General features: G+C 69.8%; 28 protein-coding genes. 2 read left to right on the top strand and 26 right to left on the bottom strand.

Annotated features, from left to right (window positions below; genetic code table 11):
* Position 1: 1 nt before the first annotated feature.
* From ABEA43_RS16585 to ABEA43_RS16550, 8 genes are all read right to left on the bottom strand, one after another.
* A complete protein-coding gene (locus ABEA43_RS16585) occupies positions 2-163 on the bottom strand; it encodes a hypothetical protein (RefSeq protein ID WP_345562703.1) in 162 nt (53 codons plus the stop codon).
* Positions 164-174: 11 nt separating this feature from the next.
* Positions 175-600 (bottom strand): hypothetical protein, encoded by a 426-nt coding sequence (locus ABEA43_RS16580; protein WP_345562702.1) that lies wholly within the window; start codon positions 598-600, stop codon positions 175-177.
* Positions 601-836: 236 nt separating this feature from the next.
* Positions 837-2,186: a replicative DNA helicase gene (locus tag ABEA43_RS16575; protein WP_345562701.1), complete on the bottom strand. Its 1,350-nt coding sequence runs from the start codon at positions 2,184-2,186 to the stop codon at positions 837-839.
* Positions 2,183-2,749, bottom strand: a complete 567-nt coding sequence (locus ABEA43_RS16570; RefSeq protein ID WP_345562700.1) for an ATP-binding protein — start codon at positions 2,747-2,749, stop codon at positions 2,183-2,185. The genes ABEA43_RS16575 and ABEA43_RS16570 overlap by 4 nt, the downstream gene beginning before the upstream one ends.
* Positions 2,746-3,798: an HNH endonuclease gene (locus ABEA43_RS16565; protein WP_345562698.1), complete on the bottom strand. Its 1,053-nt coding sequence runs from the start codon at positions 3,796-3,798 to the stop codon at positions 2,746-2,748. The genes ABEA43_RS16570 and ABEA43_RS16565 overlap by 4 nt, the downstream gene beginning before the upstream one ends.
* A 26-nt stretch (positions 3,799-3,824) precedes the next feature.
* A complete protein-coding gene (locus ABEA43_RS16560; protein ID WP_345562696.1) occupies positions 3,825-4,379 on the bottom strand; it encodes a DUF1643 domain-containing protein in 555 nt (184 codons plus the stop codon).
* Entirely contained in the window at positions 4,376-4,561 is a 186-nt protein-coding gene (locus tag ABEA43_RS16555; protein ID WP_345562695.1) for a hypothetical protein, read from the bottom strand. The genes ABEA43_RS16560 and ABEA43_RS16555 overlap by 4 nt, the downstream gene beginning before the upstream one ends.
* A complete protein-coding gene (locus tag ABEA43_RS16550; protein ID WP_345562694.1) occupies positions 4,558-4,866 on the bottom strand; it encodes a MerR family transcriptional regulator in 309 nt (102 codons plus the stop codon). Before ABEA43_RS16550 ends, ABEA43_RS16555 begins: the two co-directional genes overlap by 4 nt.
* Before the next feature lie 77 nt (positions 4,867-4,943).
* Between ABEA43_RS16550 and ABEA43_RS16545 the strand changes: the two genes are divergently transcribed.
* Both ABEA43_RS16545 and ABEA43_RS16540 read left to right on the top strand, forming a co-directional pair.
* Positions 4,944-5,069 carry a hypothetical protein gene (locus ABEA43_RS16545; RefSeq protein WP_345562693.1) on the top strand — a complete coding sequence of 42 codons (126 nt, stop codon included), beginning with the start codon at positions 4,944-4,946 and terminating at the stop codon, positions 5,067-5,069.
* Between the two features lie 31 nt (positions 5,070-5,100).
* Positions 5,101-5,223 carry a hypothetical protein gene (locus ABEA43_RS16540; protein WP_345562691.1) on the top strand — a complete coding sequence of 41 codons (123 nt, stop codon included), beginning with the start codon at positions 5,101-5,103 and terminating at the stop codon, positions 5,221-5,223.
* 1 nt (position 5,224) lies between these two features.
* On the opposite strand, the gene ABEA43_RS16535 is transcribed toward ABEA43_RS16540, so the two are convergent.
* The 18 genes from ABEA43_RS16535 to ABEA43_RS16450 are packed head-to-tail and all read right to left on the bottom strand — an operon-like array spanning position 5,225 to position 17,727.
* Positions 5,225-6,202: a DNA-methyltransferase gene (locus ABEA43_RS16535; protein WP_345562690.1), complete on the bottom strand. Its 978-nt coding sequence runs from the start codon at positions 6,200-6,202 to the stop codon at positions 5,225-5,227.
* Complete coding sequence (locus tag ABEA43_RS16530; RefSeq protein ID WP_345562688.1) at positions 6,190-7,557, bottom strand: DEAD/DEAH box helicase; 1,368 nt, start codon at positions 7,555-7,557, stop codon at positions 6,190-6,192. The genes ABEA43_RS16535 and ABEA43_RS16530 overlap by 13 nt, the downstream gene beginning before the upstream one ends.
* Positions 7,554-7,763, bottom strand: coding sequence for a hypothetical protein (locus ABEA43_RS16525; RefSeq protein ID WP_345562686.1), 210 nt, complete (start codon positions 7,761-7,763; stop codon positions 7,554-7,556). Before ABEA43_RS16525 ends, ABEA43_RS16530 begins: the two co-directional genes overlap by 4 nt.
* Positions 7,760-8,845, bottom strand: coding sequence for a DNA polymerase III subunit beta (dnaN, locus tag ABEA43_RS16520; RefSeq protein WP_345562684.1), 1,086 nt, complete (start codon positions 8,843-8,845; stop codon positions 7,760-7,762). Before dnaN ends, ABEA43_RS16525 begins: the two co-directional genes overlap by 4 nt.
* Positions 8,842-9,273 carry a hypothetical protein gene (locus ABEA43_RS16515; protein ID WP_345562683.1) on the bottom strand — a complete coding sequence of 144 codons (432 nt, stop codon included), beginning with the start codon at positions 9,271-9,273 and terminating at the stop codon, positions 8,842-8,844. The genes dnaN and ABEA43_RS16515 overlap by 4 nt, the downstream gene beginning before the upstream one ends.
* Positions 9,270-10,049: a WhiB family transcriptional regulator gene (locus ABEA43_RS16510; RefSeq protein WP_345562682.1), complete on the bottom strand. Its 780-nt coding sequence runs from the start codon at positions 10,047-10,049 to the stop codon at positions 9,270-9,272. Before ABEA43_RS16510 ends, ABEA43_RS16515 begins: the two co-directional genes overlap by 4 nt.
* Entirely contained in the window at positions 10,046-11,911 is a 1,866-nt protein-coding gene (locus ABEA43_RS16505) for a DNA cytosine methyltransferase (RefSeq protein WP_345562681.1), read from the bottom strand. The genes ABEA43_RS16510 and ABEA43_RS16505 overlap by 4 nt, the downstream gene beginning before the upstream one ends.
* Positions 11,908-13,017 (bottom strand): DUF5131 family protein, encoded by a 1,110-nt coding sequence (locus ABEA43_RS16500; protein WP_345562680.1) that lies wholly within the window; start codon positions 13,015-13,017, stop codon positions 11,908-11,910. Before ABEA43_RS16500 ends, ABEA43_RS16505 begins: the two co-directional genes overlap by 4 nt.
* Entirely contained in the window at positions 13,014-13,319 is a 306-nt protein-coding gene (locus ABEA43_RS16495) for a hypothetical protein (RefSeq protein ID WP_345562679.1), read from the bottom strand. Before ABEA43_RS16495 ends, ABEA43_RS16500 begins: the two co-directional genes overlap by 4 nt.
* Complete coding sequence (locus tag ABEA43_RS16490; protein WP_345562678.1) at positions 13,312-13,608, bottom strand: hypothetical protein; 297 nt, start codon at positions 13,606-13,608, stop codon at positions 13,312-13,314. Before ABEA43_RS16490 ends, ABEA43_RS16495 begins: the two co-directional genes overlap by 8 nt.
* Complete coding sequence (locus ABEA43_RS16485) at positions 13,608-13,985, bottom strand: DUF6197 family protein (RefSeq protein WP_345562677.1); 378 nt, start codon at positions 13,983-13,985, stop codon at positions 13,608-13,610. The genes ABEA43_RS16490 and ABEA43_RS16485 overlap by 1 nt, the downstream gene beginning before the upstream one ends.
* On the bottom strand, positions 13,982-14,743 hold the full coding sequence (locus ABEA43_RS16480) for an ERF family protein (RefSeq protein ID WP_345562675.1): 762 nt from the start codon (positions 14,741-14,743) through the stop codon (positions 13,982-13,984). Before ABEA43_RS16480 ends, ABEA43_RS16485 begins: the two co-directional genes overlap by 4 nt.
* Complete coding sequence (locus tag ABEA43_RS16475) at positions 14,743-15,591, bottom strand: hypothetical protein (protein WP_345562674.1); 849 nt, start codon at positions 15,589-15,591, stop codon at positions 14,743-14,745. The genes ABEA43_RS16480 and ABEA43_RS16475 overlap by 1 nt, the downstream gene beginning before the upstream one ends.
* Positions 15,588-16,016: a hypothetical protein gene (locus ABEA43_RS16470; RefSeq protein WP_345562673.1), complete on the bottom strand. Its 429-nt coding sequence runs from the start codon at positions 16,014-16,016 to the stop codon at positions 15,588-15,590. The genes ABEA43_RS16475 and ABEA43_RS16470 overlap by 4 nt, the downstream gene beginning before the upstream one ends.
* On the bottom strand, positions 16,009-16,335 hold the full coding sequence (locus ABEA43_RS16465; protein ID WP_345562671.1) for a hypothetical protein: 327 nt from the start codon (positions 16,333-16,335) through the stop codon (positions 16,009-16,011). The genes ABEA43_RS16470 and ABEA43_RS16465 overlap by 8 nt, the downstream gene beginning before the upstream one ends.
* Positions 16,332-16,589: a hypothetical protein gene (locus tag ABEA43_RS16460; protein ID WP_345562669.1), complete on the bottom strand. Its 258-nt coding sequence runs from the start codon at positions 16,587-16,589 to the stop codon at positions 16,332-16,334. The genes ABEA43_RS16465 and ABEA43_RS16460 overlap by 4 nt, the downstream gene beginning before the upstream one ends.
* Positions 16,589-17,089, bottom strand: a complete 501-nt coding sequence (locus ABEA43_RS16455; RefSeq protein WP_345562667.1) for a hypothetical protein — start codon at positions 17,087-17,089, stop codon at positions 16,589-16,591. Before ABEA43_RS16455 ends, ABEA43_RS16460 begins: the two co-directional genes overlap by 1 nt.
* The gene (locus tag ABEA43_RS16450) at positions 17,086-17,727 is read right to left on the bottom strand and encodes a hypothetical protein (protein ID WP_345562665.1); all 642 of its coding nucleotides are present in this window, start codon (positions 17,725-17,727) and stop codon (positions 17,086-17,088) included. The genes ABEA43_RS16455 and ABEA43_RS16450 overlap by 4 nt, the downstream gene beginning before the upstream one ends.
* Positions 17,728-17,752: the final 25 nt, after the last annotated feature.

Below are 17,752 nucleotides of genomic sequence, written 5' to 3'. Positions count from 1 at the left end.
CTCAGTCCTCCACTTCGTCCAGGTCGAAGCTGTTGCAGCCTGCGTTGGTGAGCTCGTACGGCATGCCGTGCTTGTTGATGGCGGCGAGCACCTGTTCGAGCACTACCGCCCCCGCTGCCGGGGTTCGGAAGGTGAGGTGGACGTTGACGTGGGGGTCGCTCATGGGTCGTCGCCTCATCCGTGATAGTCGGGGTTCTGCCGGTCGATGACCTGCCGCTCGTACTCGGCTGGGGTGGGTCGGCCGTGGCGTCCGGCGTTCGCTGTCGCCGGCGTGCCGGGGTTGTTGAGGGCGTCGGTGGCGGCGTTCTTGCACGCCTGCCATCCGGCCCGCCAGGCCTCGCGCTGCGCGGCCGGGACGCGGGTGTCGTCGCAGGCCTCGATGGCGGCGAACGCGCGCACCACCATGCGTTCGGCGCTGGCTGTGCGGCGGCGGAGGGCGGCGACGAGTCGGGCGTGCTCGGTTTCGGCGTCGTCGTGGCGTTGCCGCCAGATCGCGGCCGCGTTCTCGGCTTCTCCGATGCGGGCGAACGCGGCGGCGATGCGGGGTGCGGCGGCTTCTGCGCTGCGCCGGTCGATGTGGGCCTGCAGATGGACGACCATGTTGTGGAGGGCGTCTTGGAGGGGTCTACATCCGCACTGGTGATCGTTTTCTGAGCTGGTTTCGAGGGCCTTCGATCCGGTATCGCGCAAGATCTCGTGATTCTGTTCGGGTAAAGCGGCGGCCAAATGGCCCTGCGCGGTCCGCTGGGGGGCCGTAGGCGGCTTAACGACCCCGTCCTGGTCTCTCGGTATGGGGGAAACCGCAGAATCGCTCTCAGCGCCGCGCGGCAGGGTGCTCACGACAGGCCTCTTGTCGGCGTCCACGCCATGTCCACGAACCGCGAATAGTGGAGCTGGTGCGCCACCGTGATCGTGGCCGTGGGACCGTTCCTGTTCTTCGCCACGATCAGGTCCGCCTCGCCGGCCCTCGGCGACTCCCGGTCGAGCGCGTCCTCCCGGTGCAGGAGGATGATCACGTCGGCATCCTGCTCGATCGCGCCCGACTCACGCAGGTCAGACGGCTGTGGGCGCTTGTCCGTGCGCTTCTCCACTTCCCGGTTCAGCTGCGACAGCAGCACGATCGGCATCTCGAACTCGCCCGCCATCAACTTCAGGCCGCGCGTCAGGCCCGCGATCTCCTGCTCGCGGTTCGGTGCTTTCGGCGGGGTCATCAACTGCAGGTAGTCGATCACCGCAATGGCGGCCCCGCCCTGTCGGGACAGACTGCGCAGCGTCGACCGAATGTGCTCCAAGCTGCACCCCGAACGGTCGTCGATGATCAGTGGAGCGCCGGAGATCCGTGACGCCGCGTCCACCATCCGCTCCAGGTCGCCCTCGCCCACCTGGTTGGCGCGGATCCCGTGCAGACCAACCCCGGACTCCGCCGACGCCATGCGCTGCAGCACCTCGCGGCGGCGCATCTCCAGCGTGAACATCGCTGAGAGCTTGCCGTCCCGGATCGCCGCCCTGCGCAGGAAATCCACGGCCAGCGTCGACTTGCCGACCGATTGCCGCGCCCCCACCACGATGAGCTGGCCGGGCCCGAATGTGCCCAGCAGGTGTGCGAGGTCCTGGAACGGTGGAACCACGCCGGTGGGCGCGGGCGGCGGGGTCTCCAGGTCGTCGAGCAGCGCAGCCATCTCGCCGGCGACGTCGAAGTCCACCATGTCGCCGGGCTTCACCGCAGCCTCGTCGATCAACTTGCGGACCAGGTCGGGGTCCGCCTCGTCGTCCCACGCGGCCGACTCGCTGACCTGCTGGCCCTGGCGGCAGGCCAGGTTGATACGCCGACGCCGGGCGTCCGCGGCCACCTGGCGGGCGTGGTACGACACAGCCGACGGCACCGCCGCATGCTGCATCAGCGTGTGCAGGTAGGCCCCGGCGCCCACCCGCTCCAGGTTGCCGTCGGCGGCCAGCACGCCCAGCACGGCGGCCGGATCGACCGGCTTGCCGTCGTCGGCCAACGCCAGCGCCGCGGCGTAGACGATCCCGGCCGGGCTGTAGAAGTCGTCGGCGGCCACCAGTTCGGCGGCCTCCTCCGCGACGGCGCGGGCCTGGATCGCCGCCCCGGCCACGGCCATCTCGGCGGCGACGATCCCCGGTGACGGCCGCCAGTCGCGGGCGCCGGTCTCCACGTCGATGCTCATGCGGTCCTCCGGCGGTCAGCGCCGGCCATCTGCACGATGGTGACGCGGTCGGACAGGCGGGACGCCGTGCGTTCCCCGACCAGGTCCTTCAGGTTGAGCTGGTTGCTGGTGAGGATGGTCGGCCGCTGGTCCTCCCAGCGCGGGTCAAGCAGGGTGGCCATGCGGTCGGAGTCCCAGTCGCTGATCCGCACGGACCCGACATCATCGACGGCGAGCAGCCCGGCAGCGGCAAGACGGTCGAGTGCGGCCTGGTCAACGGGTGGCGTGACGAGGCGGCGCAGTCGATGGGCCGGGGTGATCTCGATACGGTCCCGGTACCCGGCGGCCACCAGGCGCTCGGCAACCGCCCACAGCGACCAGGACTTGCCAACGCCGATGTTGCCAACGATGGCGAGGGTTCCGTACTCGCCGATTGCGACCTTGTCGGCCCACGCGGCGATGTCGGGGTGGAGTCGGCCAGGTGCGGCGTAGGCGGCCGGTCGGGCTGCTCTCAGCCTGTCGAGGCGTCGCTGCGTCTGCTCGGCAATCCACTGTTCGTAGGGGTCGGCGGTGGGGTTGTTCATAGGATGACCTTCCCGTTCGCAATTTCATCGGCGGTTGGGACGGGGGCTCGGGAGCCGGAGTTGGGCGCGAACCGGGCGTCTGGCGAGTCACGTCCGCGGTCCGTTGACGCCTGCAGGCGAAGCCGGTCGTACTGGTCGCGCAGCGTCGGCAGGCTGAGGATGTTGGCACGCCAGAACTCGCTGTCCTGGCACCAGTCGATGGCTGCGTGGACCTGCTCTTCGGCGCGGCCGTCCTTGTCGATCAGCAACCGGGCCGCGTCGCGCCACTTCTTGGTGATCACAGGTCGCTTGGAGCCGTTGGTGGCGATCCGATCAGCGAGGTGGTTGCAAAGCCGTTCGACATCGAGGCGAGGAGGATCGTCGGTAGGCGGAGCCTCCGACGTCTTTTGTTCTTTAACTACTCCTCTACCTTTAACTACAACAGCAGTGAACTCTTCAGCCGGATCGCGTGAACGGTTCCGTGAGTCATTCACTGAATCGCTCACGGAACCATTCACTGAATCCGGAATTCGATCCTTCTTGCTCGCGTTGCACCCGCCGTGAGCTGCGCGAATGTTGCTGGGGTAGTCGCTGCCCCCCTTGGATCGGGGGTGCACGTGGTCAAGCTCAAGGTCGCGCGGCCGCCCAAGCTGGCCCGGCCACTCGATGTCTCCACCGCAGATGTGGCAGGCCCAGCCGTCCCGGCGGCCGTACATTTCGGCGATCCGGGCGTTCTGGAGTGACGGCGCCGGCAGCTTGCTGGGCTGCGGCCGGTTCACCCGCTGGTGCTTGTGGAATTTGATGATGCAGGCGAGCTGCTGCTTGATCCGTCCACCCTGGTACGGGAACACCAGGTCGGCATCGACGAGTTCCTGCATGAGCAGCTCGACTTCACCGATGCCGATGTCGTCGTCGTAGATGAACGCCTGGGCCTTGAGGTAGGCGGCGGTCCAGCGCAGGAGCCCTTCGTCGTCGGCGGCGTTCCAGGTGGCGATGAAGAGCAGCCGCGCTTCTCGGGACAGCGACCCGACGACGTCGTCTTCCCAGAATTCGGGTTTGATCGTGCGCATCCGCGGCAAGGTGGCGCTCCCAGGTTCTAGTGGTCAATGCGGGCTCGGAGCGGGCCCTGTATTCGCTGCGGTGGCCGCCACGGCGACGGCAGGAGATCGGCCGGCTGGTACAGCGGGTGCACAGGCTGGCCGTCACGTCCCGCCCGCAGGCACAGCGGGTCGAGCGGTTCCAGGAGGGCCGCCACGCGCTCACAGCGGTTGTGCAGGCGCGGCCACCGGCCGGTGCCCCATGCGACGACCACTCGCCGCACGCCGTCCCAGCGCCCGCTCAGCCATTCGTCGTTACCCGGACCGACCGGTTCGGCGGCGGTTGCGAGCCCGGCCGGGTCGGTGGCGCGCAGCGCGAACAGGTTGCGCACGACGATGCCGTCGTAACCCCACGAGCGGGCGTAGGCGACGCAGCGACGGATGGTGGGATCGTCCTGGGCGGCGTCGGCGGTGGACGGGTTGAGCATCACCCACGCGCACAGTGCGGGTTCGGGGCGGAGCGTCCACGTGCGCCAGAGGGTGTAGCGGTAGGGTCCGTCGATGACGGCGCCCGACAGGGGCAGCCCGAACAGGGTGTCGCTCCGCTCTGTCACGTCTTCCTCCGACCGGGCCGGTGGCCGACGTGAAAGCCGTCGCAGTGCTCGCAGGCGTACGCCCGCAGCCAGGCCGGGTGGGCGCCTTGCAGGATCAGGCGAGCCCGCACTCGTGTGGCCTGTTCGAGGTGGCTGTAGCGGCGTTTGCCGTCGCACTTGCGGCCTTTCGTCTCGGTGCTCACGGCGCCTCGCTCAGCAGGTCGGTGTCGATGGCGAGCACCAGCCCGGGGCCGAGCTTGACGAGCAGCCGCCCCTCCTGGTGGGTGCGGGCGGCTTGCGCCGCGGCTGCGGCGGCGAGGCCCGCGCGGGTGAGGCGCCGCATCAGGTCGGCGATCTGCAGCTCGGCGGCGGGCCAGACGCGGGCGTTGCCGGTGCCGCCGGCGTGGGCGGGCCGCAGCCAGCCGCGCCGCGTCCAATGGTCCAGCTGGCGGTAGGTGAGGCCCCGCTTGAGCACCTGGTCGAGGGTGAGTGGCCTGGTGATACTCATCGACTTTTCCGCCCCCTCTTGACGGTGTAGCTACACCGGCTTATGGTGTAGCTACACCGGATGAACGGGAGAGCAAGATGAACGAGTGCGTGATCTGCAACGACCCCACCGACAACACCCAGCAGGCCCGGATCGGCGACAAGACCGGCCCGTGCTGCCCCGACTGCGCCGAGTGGTGCGACGGCAACCTCATCGAGGCCTGACGTGCCGGGAAAGCGCGCCGATGGGGTGAATATGCGCAGCATCCCCGTGCACGACGACCTGTGGAGGTCCGCCATGGCCAAAGCCCAGGCGGAGGGCACGTCGTTGTACGAACTGATCCGCCAGTTCCTCCGCGAGTACGTCGCCAAGAAGTGATTCATGGCGCGAGCTCGTCGAACTCGAACTGTCCCTGCTGGTCGAGGCTCTCCTGCGCGGCGGCCGCCAAGTTCTTCACGGCCTGCCGGTAGTAGGAGGGCTTCAGCTCGGCGCCGACGGCGTAGCGGCCGGCCCGGACGGCGCTGTACACCTCGGAGCCGACGCCCGCGAACGGCGTGAGCACCCGCTCGCCGGGGTTGGACCACAGCACCAGCGTGCGGTCGATGACGTCGAGCTGCAGAGGATGGACGTGCTTCTCGTCCTCTTCGTCGCGAGCCTCGCGGTAGGGCAGGACCCGGTCCAGGCGGACGTCGTCCCAGAAGGCGGACGCGTACTGCCGCCAGATCCAGTGGCTGTACCGGTTCTCGGTCTGCTTGCCCTCCCATCCGCGGTAGCGCAGCAGTTCGGCGGGCGGTCGCCGTTCGCCGGCGTACTCGGTCAGCCCGACGGGGTGGGCGATCGGGACGGGGTTGTCGCCGTGGCGGCGGAAGATGAGCAGGTAGTCGGCGCTGGCGACGCCGCATCGGGAGGAGTCATCCACGATGGTGCGGTGAGCCAGGGACTTCATCAGGGTCCTGTTGCGGACGGTCAGCGGCTCCTTCCACACGTGGTAGCGGGCGGCGTACGACCAGCCGCACTGCTCATGCAGGCGGATGATGTCGCCCGGGAAGTCCATGAGGGCGTCGCCGCGGCCGCTGTTCGACTTGGGGATGTCCATGCAGTGGACTGCGGTGATCCGGCCGGGCATGGTGAGCCTGGCGATCTCGCGGACCACGTACTCGTAGTGCTCAAGGAAGTCGGGGTAGCCGCGGCTGTTGGACAGGTCCCGCTCGCTGGAGGAGTACTGGTAGAGGCCGAAGAACGGCGGGCTGTAGACGGACAGGTGGATGCTGCCGTCGGGGTAGGCGGGCATCACGTCGAGGCAGTCGCCCAGGTGAAGCGCGTACCGGTCGGTGATCGTCTGGTCTACGACGCCCATGCGGGGACCTCCACGGGGTGCGGGTAGTCGGTGGTGCGGCGGATCGCCGTCGCCTGCCGCATGTGCGCGACCAGGGCGTCGAACATGGCGTCGGCCTGTGCGGCCTTGCGCTGTAGGTTGGCCAGGACGCGGGCGCCGCCGTCGGTGGTGACGATGTCGACGGTGACCGGGTGCTGCTGGCCGTACCGCCAGCACCTGCGGACGGCCTGGTACCACTGCTCGTAGGAGTGGGAGGGGAAGAACGTCATGCGGTGGCAGTGCTGCCAGTTCAGGCCCCACCCGGCGATGCTGGGCTTGGTGACCAGCACGCGGATGTCGCCGCGGGAGAACGCCGCCAGGGCCTCCTCCTTGGCTTCGACCGGGTCGGAGCCTTTCACCTGGACAGCGCCGTCGATCAGCTTGGTGAGCAGGTCGCCCTCGTGGTTGAGCTGGCACCAAGCGATGCCGTGCTCGGCGCCGGCGAGCAGCGCGGCTGCGGCCTCGCAGCGCTCGGTGATGGTGCGGCGGGACTCCTGCCGCTCCTCCTGCAGACTGACGGCGGGCACGTCAAACAGGACCCCTTCGGCCATCTGCCGGGCTTTGACGATGTGCTCGCGCTGCACCAGCTCGGGCAGCACGAACCCGGTGTCGTCGTGCCCGTAGTCGGACGGCTGGCGCATGGCCCGCGCCCAGGAGGCGACCCACCGCCAGAACGGCTGGGCGGCGTGGCCTTTGAACCGCCAGGCGTTCCGCTGGCCGAGGTATCCGCGGCCGGTGGAGGCGTTGCGCTGGTCATTGACGAAGAACCGGCCGAGCATGTCCATGTAGCCGAGCTCGCCCAGGGCCTCGCTTGAGGTGCCGAGCTCGATGTAGTCGTTGGGCGCCGCCGTGGCGGTGGCCAGCAGCCGGTACGGCGTCTTGCGTGTGAAGTCGGTGACGAGCGCCCTGCGCGCTCCGTCGAACGCTTTGATGGCGCTGGATTCGTCGCAGACGACGCCGTCGTAGTCTCCGCGGTCGAACAGGTGCAGCCGGTCGTAGTTGGTGATGGTGATCGGCCCGGCGGGGCGGCCGTTGCGGGAGATGGCGGCGTCCACGCCGAACTTGGCGGCCTCGTCGGCGGTCTGGTAGGCGACGGCGAGTGGGGTGACCACGAGCACCGGCCTCCCGGTGCGGCGGTGCACCAAATCAGCCCATGTCAGCTCCATCGGGGTTTTGCCGAGCCCGCAGTCGGCGAAGATGGCCGCCCGGCCCTTGCGGGTGGCCCACTGCACGAGGTCGCGCTGGAAGCCGTACAGGTAGCCGGGCAGCTCGCCGGGGTCGAATCCGTGGTCGCCGCCGAGTTGGGCCCGGCGGGCTAGGAAGTCTGCGTAGGTCATGCGAGCCTCCTGAGGCCTCGGAACGGCCGGACGACGACGCGGCCGTCGGGGTAGCGGACGGCGGCGTTGCGGGGCGCCCCGGACGGCGGCGTGACCCAAGTGAGCCACGCAGGCGCGGCCGGGAGCGGGTTTCGTGCGGACGGCAGGACGAACGTGCACACGAGCTCGACCTGCCCTCCGCGCAGCAGGTAGCGGCGGCCCGTCACGCTGTCCTCAGCGACATGAGCAGCTGCCTGTAGGCGCCGTCCTCCGTGCTGAACAGGGCGGGCTTGTGCTCTCCCGTCATGCCGATGCGGGCCTGCCCGCCCACGGCGGCCAGCGCGTCCAGCAGGAACCGCGACTGGAACGCGATCTCGACGTGCTCGCCGGCGAGCTCGCACGGCACGGCGTCGCCTGCGCGGCCGATGTCGCCTCCTCCTGCGCGGATGAGCACCTCCCCGTCAGAGAAGGCGAGGTGGACGGCGGTGTTCTTCTCGGCGACCAGCGCCACGCGTGTGACCGCGTCGGCGAGCGCGGCCGCGTCCACGGTCGCGACGATCGGCATGTCGATGTCGACGCGGGCCCGGTAGTCGATGAACTGCTCGTCGAGCAGCCGGACGGTGGATTCCCGGACGGCGGTGGAGGCGGCGGCCAGTTTGTCGTTGAACGCGAGTGTGACCGGGCCCGCGCCGACGTCGCGGGTCAGGTCGAGAAGTACCCGGCCCGGCACGAGCTGCCCGAGGCTGGTCGCGGCCGCGGGCTGCCAGGGCAGGTCGCGGACGGCGATCCGGTACCGGTCGGTGGCGGCTAGGGTGAGCCGCTCCCCGTCGGCGTCCACGCGCACCCCGGTCAGCGCGGGCAGCGTGTCGTCGCGGCTGCACGCGACGGCCACCTGCTCGACAGCGTGCGCGAACAGGGCGCCGTCCACGGTCCCGGACGGCGGCGGCGGCTCGGGCAGGTTGGGGTAGTCCTCGACGGGCAGCGTGATCAACGCGAACTCGGAGCGGCCGCACGTGATGACGACTTCCCGGTCGGTGGCGGCCACGTCGGCGAACATGCCGGTGGGCAGGCTTCTGACGACTTCGGCGAGCAACCGGCCGGGCAGCAGCGCCTTGCCGGGTTCGGCGACGTCGGCGGCGATGGTGCCGCGGTGGGAGGTGTCGTAGTCGAACGCGGACACGGTGAGCTGGTCGCCGTCGGCGTGCAGGAGCAGCCCGGACAGGACCGGCACGACGGGCCGCTGCGGGAGTGCGCGGGCGACGGAGGCGACGGTCTGGGCGAGCAGTTTCGGGTCGATGGTGAACTTCATCGGGTGACCTCCAGCACGGAGAACAGCGCGCCCTGGCCCTGCGGCTGAGCGGGCGGGGGCGGAGTGGGCGAGATGAGGGAGACGGCGGGCTCGCAGCGGTGCTCCCGCTTCCACGTGATGGCTTCGTCCTGCGTGATGAAGATGGAGTAGATGCCGTCGTCCGCCCTGGCGTCCTTGCACGAGTAGCCGCAGGTGTTGCAGTGGGCGTCCCACAGCGGGTAGCCGTCGCCCTTCAGACAGGGGATGCATACCTGGCCGAGCTCGGGGTTGAGCCATCCGGAGCCTTCCCGCGGCGTGCTCTCTATCTTCAGCAGGTCGGGGCAGTCGATGCGGGTGTGGCCGATGGCCCCGGCCGGATACCAGGGCCGGATCAGGACGGGGGTGGCCGCGGTCGGCGCCGCGATTCTGATGACGGTGGCCGTGCTCATGCCGCCTGCTCTCTGACGAGCGCTTTGCGCTGGTTGGGGGTGGTGCCGCCCCAGATGCCGTACGTGAGTTCGCCGTGGTCGAGCGCGTAGCGCAGGCAGGCGGCGGCGAGCGGGCAGCGGCCGCACACGGCGCGCGCCTTGACCACCTGCTCGTCGTAGGCGGGCCCGTAGGAGGGCGGGAAGAACAGCTCCCGGTCTTCGTCCTGGCAGGCGGGGCGGCGGTTGGGCAGGGTACGCGGCGCGGGCTGGCGCACGGCCACGCGCACCGGGCGACGGTTCGGCTCCTGCCGGGTCGGGGGCGAGGGTGGCAGGGTGCGCAGGGCTACGGCGGCGGTCTGGCCGCTGCCGGGGCACCGGGTGTCGTCGTCCAGCCGCTGGTGACTCTCCCTCGGGTGGGAGATGAAAGTTCCGTCGGAGCGGAGCTGAATGTACGGCCGTTCGCAGTCGGCGCACAGGGCGACGAGCCGCTTGCGTTCGCCTTTCGCGGTGTAGGCGGTGCTGAGACCGGCGTCGCCGAGCCCGACCATGTCGAGCACCTGCTGAATCTCGGCCTCGGACGCGCCGACCTGGTGGCCGGCGGCGACGAGCCGGTCGGCGATGCTCTGGCGGGCCACGGTGACGAGCCGTAGCCGGACGGCGGTCGCGGGTCGTCTCCGGGGTCTGGTCTGGGCGGCCTTGCGCTGCTGTTTGCGCACTTCGATGTCGTTGGAGACGGCCTGGTGCTGTAGCAGCCATTCGGCGTCGTGCCGGGCGGTGGCGACCGCGAAGCGCTTCATGAGGCACGCTCCAACGCCTCGCCGGTGATGCACTCGACCAGCGCCGACACGATGGTCTCGGCGACGGGCGGGGTGACGGCGTTGCCGTACTGGCGAACCTTCTCCCGCTTGTTGCCGAGCACGGTGTAGTCGGTGGCGAACGCCATCGCCCGGCCGATCTCGTGCGGCTCCAGCATGCGGAACAGCACATCGTCGAGGCTGACGTCGTCGAGGCCGTTGACGACGGCGTACTTGTCGCGGGTGGTGAGCGTCCCGATCGGCTCGTTCATCGGGCGGGCGTTGCCCTTGCCCCAGTACGGCACGAGCAGGCTCTCCCAGGTGACGAGCGACTGGTGGCCGGCTGTCGTCAGGGAGCGCAGCGGCTCGTTGAAGGGCGTACACAGGTGGGCTGCGCCGCCGCGGGGGGTGTTGTTGCGCATGACGAACCCGGGCGGGGTGACGAGGCCATGGTGGTTGCCGGACGCGGTCACGGTGGCCAGCGCCTCCATGACCGTGCGCGCGTCAGACCCGCCCCCGCGTAGTTCGGCGACGAATGGCAGCCACGCCAGCCCGGTCTCGTTGCGGGCCGTCTGGGTGCGCAGGGGCGCGTCGGCAGCCGAGGCTTCCTTGCCTTCCCGGCCTTCGACGGGCACCAGCAGCGGCGGCACGACGAGGCCGTGGTTGCCGCCGTCAGCAACGATGGTGGCGAGCGGGTCGGTGTCGGCGCGCAGGGAGCGGTTGCGGCCGGAGCGGAGCGGCACCAGGAACGGCGGGATCGCGACTGCGTCGTTCTCTCTCGTCGTCCGAGTCGGCATGGGCTCATCGACCGAGGTGGCGTCATTCCGCCACGTCCCGCCCGCGGGCACGATCATCGGCGGGACGGCGATCGCCTTGGTTGACGTGGTGGTCTGCGTGGTCAGCGGCTCGTCCACCGGCCACGTGCGTACACCTGGGCGGCGTTCGAACGTGTTGCCCGCCGCTTCCAGGCTGATCGGCCTGGCGTACTTCACCAGGCCTGCCCGGATGCGGGCGAGCGTCTTGTCGGCGAGCGGCTTGGCGCGGTCGCCGATCCGCTGGCCGGGCAGCGTCCAGTCGATCGCGTACAGGGCGGGCAGCGCGAACGGCTCTACGATCGCGTTGCGGCAGGTGGAGCGGGGGCACCGGTAGATGTACTGCTGTCGGTAGCGGCCCATGTCGGCGCCGGTCTGCTTGAACACCTGCATGGCGGTCACCCACTCGTCGCAGGTTGCGCAGTAGGCGGATGGGCGTAGCCAGCGGTCCCAGTCCGGGTTCCGGCCGAGGGAACGGTGCCAGTAGGCGACGTACAGCCTGTCCCTGCTCTGGGGGGCGGCCAGGGTGCGTACGGCGGGCGCGTGCATGCTGTTGATCGCAATGGTGCGGGTCTTGTAGCCGAGCTTGCGGATCTCGCCGATCCACCGGTCCCATTGGTCCCAGGCGCGGACGTCGACGACGTTCTCGACGACGCCGGCCAGGACGAGGCCGCCACGGTCCTGGACGCCGCGCAGGTAGAGCGGCACCTCTTCCATGAGGGCGCGGGAACGTTCCGCTTCTTCGTCCCTCTCAGGCTCGTCGAAGAGCGTCCCTTGCAGGGTGGCGTCGAAGTCGCGCCGCTTGCCGCGGGCGACGGACCATTGAGGGCATTCGGGGGAGGCCCAGAAGATGTCGGTGACGGGCCAGCGGTCGACGGGGGCGTCGCGGATGTCGCCGCGCCAGTGGTCGGTGTTGGGGAAGTTGGCGGCGTGGGATTCGATGGCGCGGGCCCAGTGGTTGGCGGCGCGGGTGACTTCAACGCCGGGGACGGAGTGAGCGCCCTGGCTACTGCCACCTGCACCACAGAACCAATCCATGATCGACAGTGTCATGACGCCACCTCCGGGAACTCGTTCCAGGTGCGGCCGTCGAGCTCGCGGCCAGCGGCTTTCTTGCCGACTCGGCGGATCGTGATGTCCTTGCCACGGCTCATCGGCGCGGCGGTCGGCTTCCCGTTGACCAAGGGTCGGGTGCTGCCGTCGGTCGACAAGAACGCGGCTGGTGCCGTGTCGCGGTGCAGCCACATCGACTCGGGGACCCATTCGCCCCACTGCTTGAAATGGAAGGCGACGCCCGCATCCTGGCACTGGTCGCGGAGCTGCCGGAACCAGTCAGGGTGAGCCGGCCGGGCGCCGGGGCCGGACTCGCCCCCGGCGATGACCCAGTCGATGACGCTCGGTGTGCTGGCGTAGACGGTGCCCCCGCCGGGTGACTTGAGATCGCCGCTGAGGCAGTCGATGACCGCGCCGAATCGTTTGGTCATGTTGCGCAGGTCGATGAGGCTGCGCAGCGGTTCGCAGGACAGGAAGCGCACGGCGGCTGGGGTGTCGAGGAGAGAGGGAATGCGGAGGTCGGCGCGCTTCTGGTCCTCGACGGAGACGCCGAGCCAGACGTTCGGCAGCGGCCACTCCAGCCGGCCAGCCGGCCACTCGGTCAGCGACCACTGATCCTCGGTCAGGCGACGGTCAGCGTCCCGGCCGATTTCCTCCAGTGCCTCGGCTACCATCCACTTCGCGCCAGCGCCGGGGAGCCAGCCCACGTCCGTTTCGTATTCGCCGTCGTCGTTCTTCGGCGGATTGGTCAGGAACGAGCGCATGCGCCCATGGCGCTTCGTCAGGAGCTGGTACGTGTGCTGCGGGGTGAGCGCCATGGTGGCGAACACGCGGGCGATGAAATCGTCCGGTACGGCGTCGTGGAACAGGTCCGACATGCTGTTGACGAAGATGCGGCGCGGCTTGCGCCACTTCAGCGGCAGGTCGAGGCGCTCCGGCCGCAGGGTGACGTCGAACCCCTGCTCGAAGTGGTGGCCCGGGATGCCGCGCCAGCGCTCGGCGAACGTCTCGGCGTAGCAGTTGTCGCAGCCGGGCGAGACTTTGGTGCAGCCGGTGACCACGTTCCAGGTGGCGTCGGTCCACTCGATCTTGCTGTTGTCGCTCATGCAGTCCCGCCTTTCTGGCCCGTCTCGGCCCGCAGCTCGGGATGGATGTCGAGGAACCGCCGCCACACCGTGTTGCTGCCGAGCGCCGCGAACTCGCCGGCGATGGTCAGGTCGAGGGTGCGGCGCTGTGCGGCGCGCATCTCTCGGGCGATGCGCTGCTCGGTGCTGGCGAGCTGGGAGCATTCGCGGGTGAGCCGCGTCTGCTGCCGTCGTCTCCGCCGGATGGTGTAGGCGACGTTGACGGCGGCGAGCGCGATCACGCACGCGGCGGCGACGGCCAGTTCGGGGGTGAGGTCACGCATCGCTGGTCACCGCCTCGGCGAGCTCGTGCCCGGGGCCGCGCTGGGCGATCGACCGGCGGAGGGCGTCACGCTCCCGCTCGACCTGGTCGACGCGCTGGCGGAGCTGCTCGACCTCGTCGGCGAGCGCGGGCAGGTCGCGGCCGATCGCCTTGTCGAGGGTGAGCAGCGTGTCGGCGTCGGTCACGGTGACGGGGCTGAGCCGGGCGGTGCCGACATGGCCGGGGGCGAGCCAGCGAAGGTCCCAGGCGCGGACGCGGACCGCGTCCAAGTCGATGGGATCGGGGCTCATCAGGCGAGCACCTCCAGCGCGGCGTTGCGCAGCTCGCGCACCACCGTGGCGTCGTCCCGCTCGTCCGACCACGCGCCCAGCGAGTCGGCGTACGCGTCGTCGTGCGACAGCCCCAGGAAGTCGATCAGCATGTCGGCGGTGTCGAGCACCAGGCGCCAGTGGCCGGTCGCGTCCCGGTCGTCCTCCCAGGCGTGCGGGTCGAACCCGCACGCGACCGCGACCGCGCCGAGCACGTCCACGGGGGCTTCGCGGGGCGGCAGCCCGAACGCGTCGAGGTAGTAGTCGTCGCGGGCGAGGCCCTGCCGTTCGATGATGTCGGTGGCGGCCAGCGCGACGGCGGCCGGGGTGAGGGTCAGGTTGATCGTGCCCGTGGTCATGAGGTCTCCGCAGGTGTGGAGGAGGTGGTGGAGGCGGCGTGCTCGCCCTGCCCGGACTCGCGCTGCAGCCGGTCGATGACCTTGCTGGCTTCGGCGCGGGTGAGCTCGGTCCGGGACGTGATCTGGTTGTCCTCGGCGCGCTGCAACACCTCGTTGACGAGCGCGAGCGCGCTGGTCCGGTCGGTGATGTCGTGCTCACGCATGAGGACGGCCATCTTCTGCTGCTGCGCGTCCGTGATCTGCGGTTCGATGGGCGGCGCGGGTGTCGTGCGGGAGCGCTGGGCGGTCGGGGCGGGGGTGCTCCGACCGGGGGCCGATGACCTCGGCCGGTGGGCCCGCTGCGCGGTCCGGCCGTCGTAGGCCTGCGCGTCGTCGTCCTCGTCCTCGGCGGCGACGCCCGTGATGGCCAGCAGCACGTACCGGCGTGCATACGTGATCGCGCTACCCATCTGCATCGGGTTCTCGGACAGCTTGAGCGGGTACTCGCCCGAGTCCTCAGTGCCGGACGCGACGTGCTTCAGGCTGTACCGGAGGACGAATTTCGGGTCCTCGGCCCGCAGCAACGGCTTTGTGGTGTAGACGCAGCCGAGGGCGTTCAGCCGCGACAGCACGACGGCGTTGACCTGGACCAGGTCGGCGTAGCGGGTCTTCTGGTTGCCGACCTGCCCGTGCTTGTCCTTCACCAGCACGGGCGGGTCGGCCTGAAGCCTGAGCAGCGCCTCGTCCAGCGACGCCGGCGGCGGAGTCTCGGCGGCCATCAGAACAGGGCCTCAGCGTCGTCGGTGACCCTGCTCAGCACGTACTGCGACGCAGTCGGCGGGACGATCGGCTCCCCGACCAGGTCGCGCAGGTCGCCGACGATCCGGGCGACCTCCTTGACGTACAGGAAGTCGCGGTAGACGTCTTTGCCGCACTCCAGCGGCACGAACGAGTAGCCGTCGGGCCGCAGGTGGATGCCGGCGCAGAAGTCCACCGGCGGCATGTCGATGACCTCTCCGTCGGGGAGGGTCAGATATTCGGAGAAGCGGTACGGCGACAGCTGTAGTGCGACCTCGCCGAAGATGCCGGACCTGCTGGTCTTCCAGTCGAACAGGCCCCGGGAGAATTCGTCGCCGTCGCGCGGGATGTGGTCGTACTCCGGCATGTCCGGCAGCAGCACGTCGGCGATCAGGTCGGTGGTGCCGACGTGCCGGTGCGTTTCGGAGTAGACGACCGCTTCGACGTGCACCGCGCGCACCTGGAAGTCGTCGAGGAACCGGACACACGACTGTACGTATCCAGCCAGCCCGTCGGGGATGGTGACCCTCTCGCCGGCGATGAGCCGTTCGGCGAGCTTGTGGACCTGGGTGCCCCGGCTGGCTGCGGCGTCCCGCTTCTCGTACCGGCCGCCTTTGATTTTCTTGAACCGCTCGGACAGTGGAAGCTTGCCGAGCTCGTCCCAGTTGTCGAGGACGTATTCGGCGGTTGCGTCTCCGGCCCAGTTGAGCAGGGCGGGCTTGGGGAGGCCGTTGCCTTTGATGGTGGTGACGCCGGGGACGCGTTCGTTGCCAGCGTCTTCGTCGACGTACCAGTGGTTGCGGCCGTTCTGCTTCTTGACGATCTTCATGCGCCACCGCCCGCTGAGCCGTCGGAGTGGTCGATCAGGTACATGCCTGCGGTGATCTCGTGCGCCCGGTCCACTCGTTCGGCCAACGCCCTGGCCAGGGAGCGGCCCTCGGTGAGCATCAGCCGAGCCTGGAGAACGGCATTCACGGGCGGGTGGTTGTCGTGGCCGATCTCCCCGGCGGCGTGCATGCTGGCCAGCCGCTGGTTGAGCTGCCGCAGGAGCTGGTCGAGCCCGGAGACGGCGGCGGCGGCGTGGCCGAGCACGTCGTAGACGGTGTTCGGCGCGGTGACGCCGGCCTCACGGGTGGCGTGGTTGAGGACACGCACGCTCTCGGACAGGGCGCTGGCGACGTGCCGGGTGTAGTCGTCGGAGTGTGGCCCGTCGGGGTTGAGCTGGTGCGTGTATGTGTGGCGGTGGTCAGCCATCGCTCTCACCGCCGAGCTTGGGCAGGTCCTTCTTAGGGAATGCCGCCCACACGTAGACGCGCACACCCTCGATCCAGGCCACCACACCGGCCGAGCCGCCGGTCCGCTTCTCGTACCTGATGGTGGTGATTTCGCTGCCGAGGTATGCGGCCCAGGCGTGAAGGACCGCCCACCGCTCTTCGACAGAGAGATTGTGGTCGAGCTGCCCGTTGACCTCTTTGCCTGCGTAGAAGTACCAGGAGGAGACGTCGGGCAGGTCTTCGCTGAGCAGGGTCACGAGCACCCGGGCGGAGGCGAGCTGTCGTTCGCGGGCGCTCACGCCGTGACCGCCTGTCGCATGGAGGCCAGCCAGTCGGCGACGCGCACGCACTGCACGGTGTCGCCCACGCCGACCTCGATGGTGCCGATGCGCGGCAGGCTGTCGTCGATCGGCCCGGCGGCCACCCACACGAACACGAGCTGGCCGGGGCCGGCGCTGTACTTGTCTCGCACGCGCACGAGCTGCTCGTCGGTCTGCACAAGGTGCTGCGGCTTGATCGCGGTGGCGTCCACGGGGACGGTCGGCAGGTGCATCACTTTGCACCCCCGTGGACGACGCGGCCATCACGGACGATCGTGAGACGGTGCGGGCCTGCCTCGAACCACATCTCCATCAGCGGGTCAGGGTCGTCCGAGGTGGCGAACACACCCGCTTCGGCAATGGAGTCGCGCTCCGAGTGGGCGAGCGTGCGCAGGTTGAACCAGCCGTCAACCTCGGGCTGCTCGACGATGTACGTCTCCCCATGGGCGGGGACGTCGGGGCCGAACCCTTCGTAGGCGATGTGCACGATGTCGCCGTGCCGCGCCGGATACCACGGCTGAGCCTCCAGCGTCTGCTGACCGGCGCGGGCGGCCTCGATGACACCGAAGAAATCGCGGCGACGGTGGGCGTCGTCGATCTGCTCGCGCGGCGCCTTGTCCTCGGTCGGCCTGCCGTACAGCGCGGTGTAGATGTTCAGCGCCAGGTTCGGGTCGGCCAGGTCGGAGGCGGCAAGGGCCCGCTTGATGATGTCGAGTCGCGGGTTTCGTCTCACGCGTTCACCGCCGCGGCGGACTCGACGTAGGTGGCGCCGTACGTGTGGGCGATGCCCCGGGCCAGCGCCTCGATCGTCACCGCGTGCCCGAACTCGGTGTAGTCGGCGACCGACACGTCGGTGGTGCCGCACACCTTGGCGAGGCGGCCCGCGTGCCGCTCGACGACCACGAGCGTGGCGTGGGCGGGCAGGCCGCTGTCGCGCCGCAGCTCGGGCGTGATCGGCTCGACGGTGATGGAGTGGGGGACGTGCGCCAGGTCGGCGCGGGTCGCGTCGTCCTTCCACGCGGGCAGGGCGGCGGCGTCGCGGGCGGCCAGCCAAGCCTCCTGCACGTTCCAGGCCGGTTCCGGCAGCAGGTCGTCGTCGGCGTGCATGTCGAGCAGGTGCATGGCCATCGCCCGCGCCATCGGCAGCGCGGCGGTGCCGTTGACGAGCTTGGCCAGCAGCATGCGGGTGATGCCGCGCAGCTCGGGGACGTACGTGAACAGGGCGAGCGCCTGCCTGTCGCGGGCGTCGAGGCTGACGGCGTTGTAGGCGACGGCGTTGCGGATGGCTTCGGCGATGTCGAGCACGTCGAAGTCGGTGAGCAGCGGTTCGGCGGTCTGCGCCGTGCTGCGGGTGGGTGAGAGGATGGTCATGTCCGTGTCCCTTGCAAGTAGGGGA

The sequence above is a fragment of the Nonomuraea rosea genome, from assembly GCF_039539705.1.
In the GTDB taxonomy this organism is placed as follows: domain Bacteria; phylum Actinomycetota; class Actinomycetes; order Streptosporangiales; family Streptosporangiaceae; genus Nonomuraea; species Nonomuraea rosea.
This window is presented reverse-complemented; position numbering and strand designations above follow the sequence as displayed.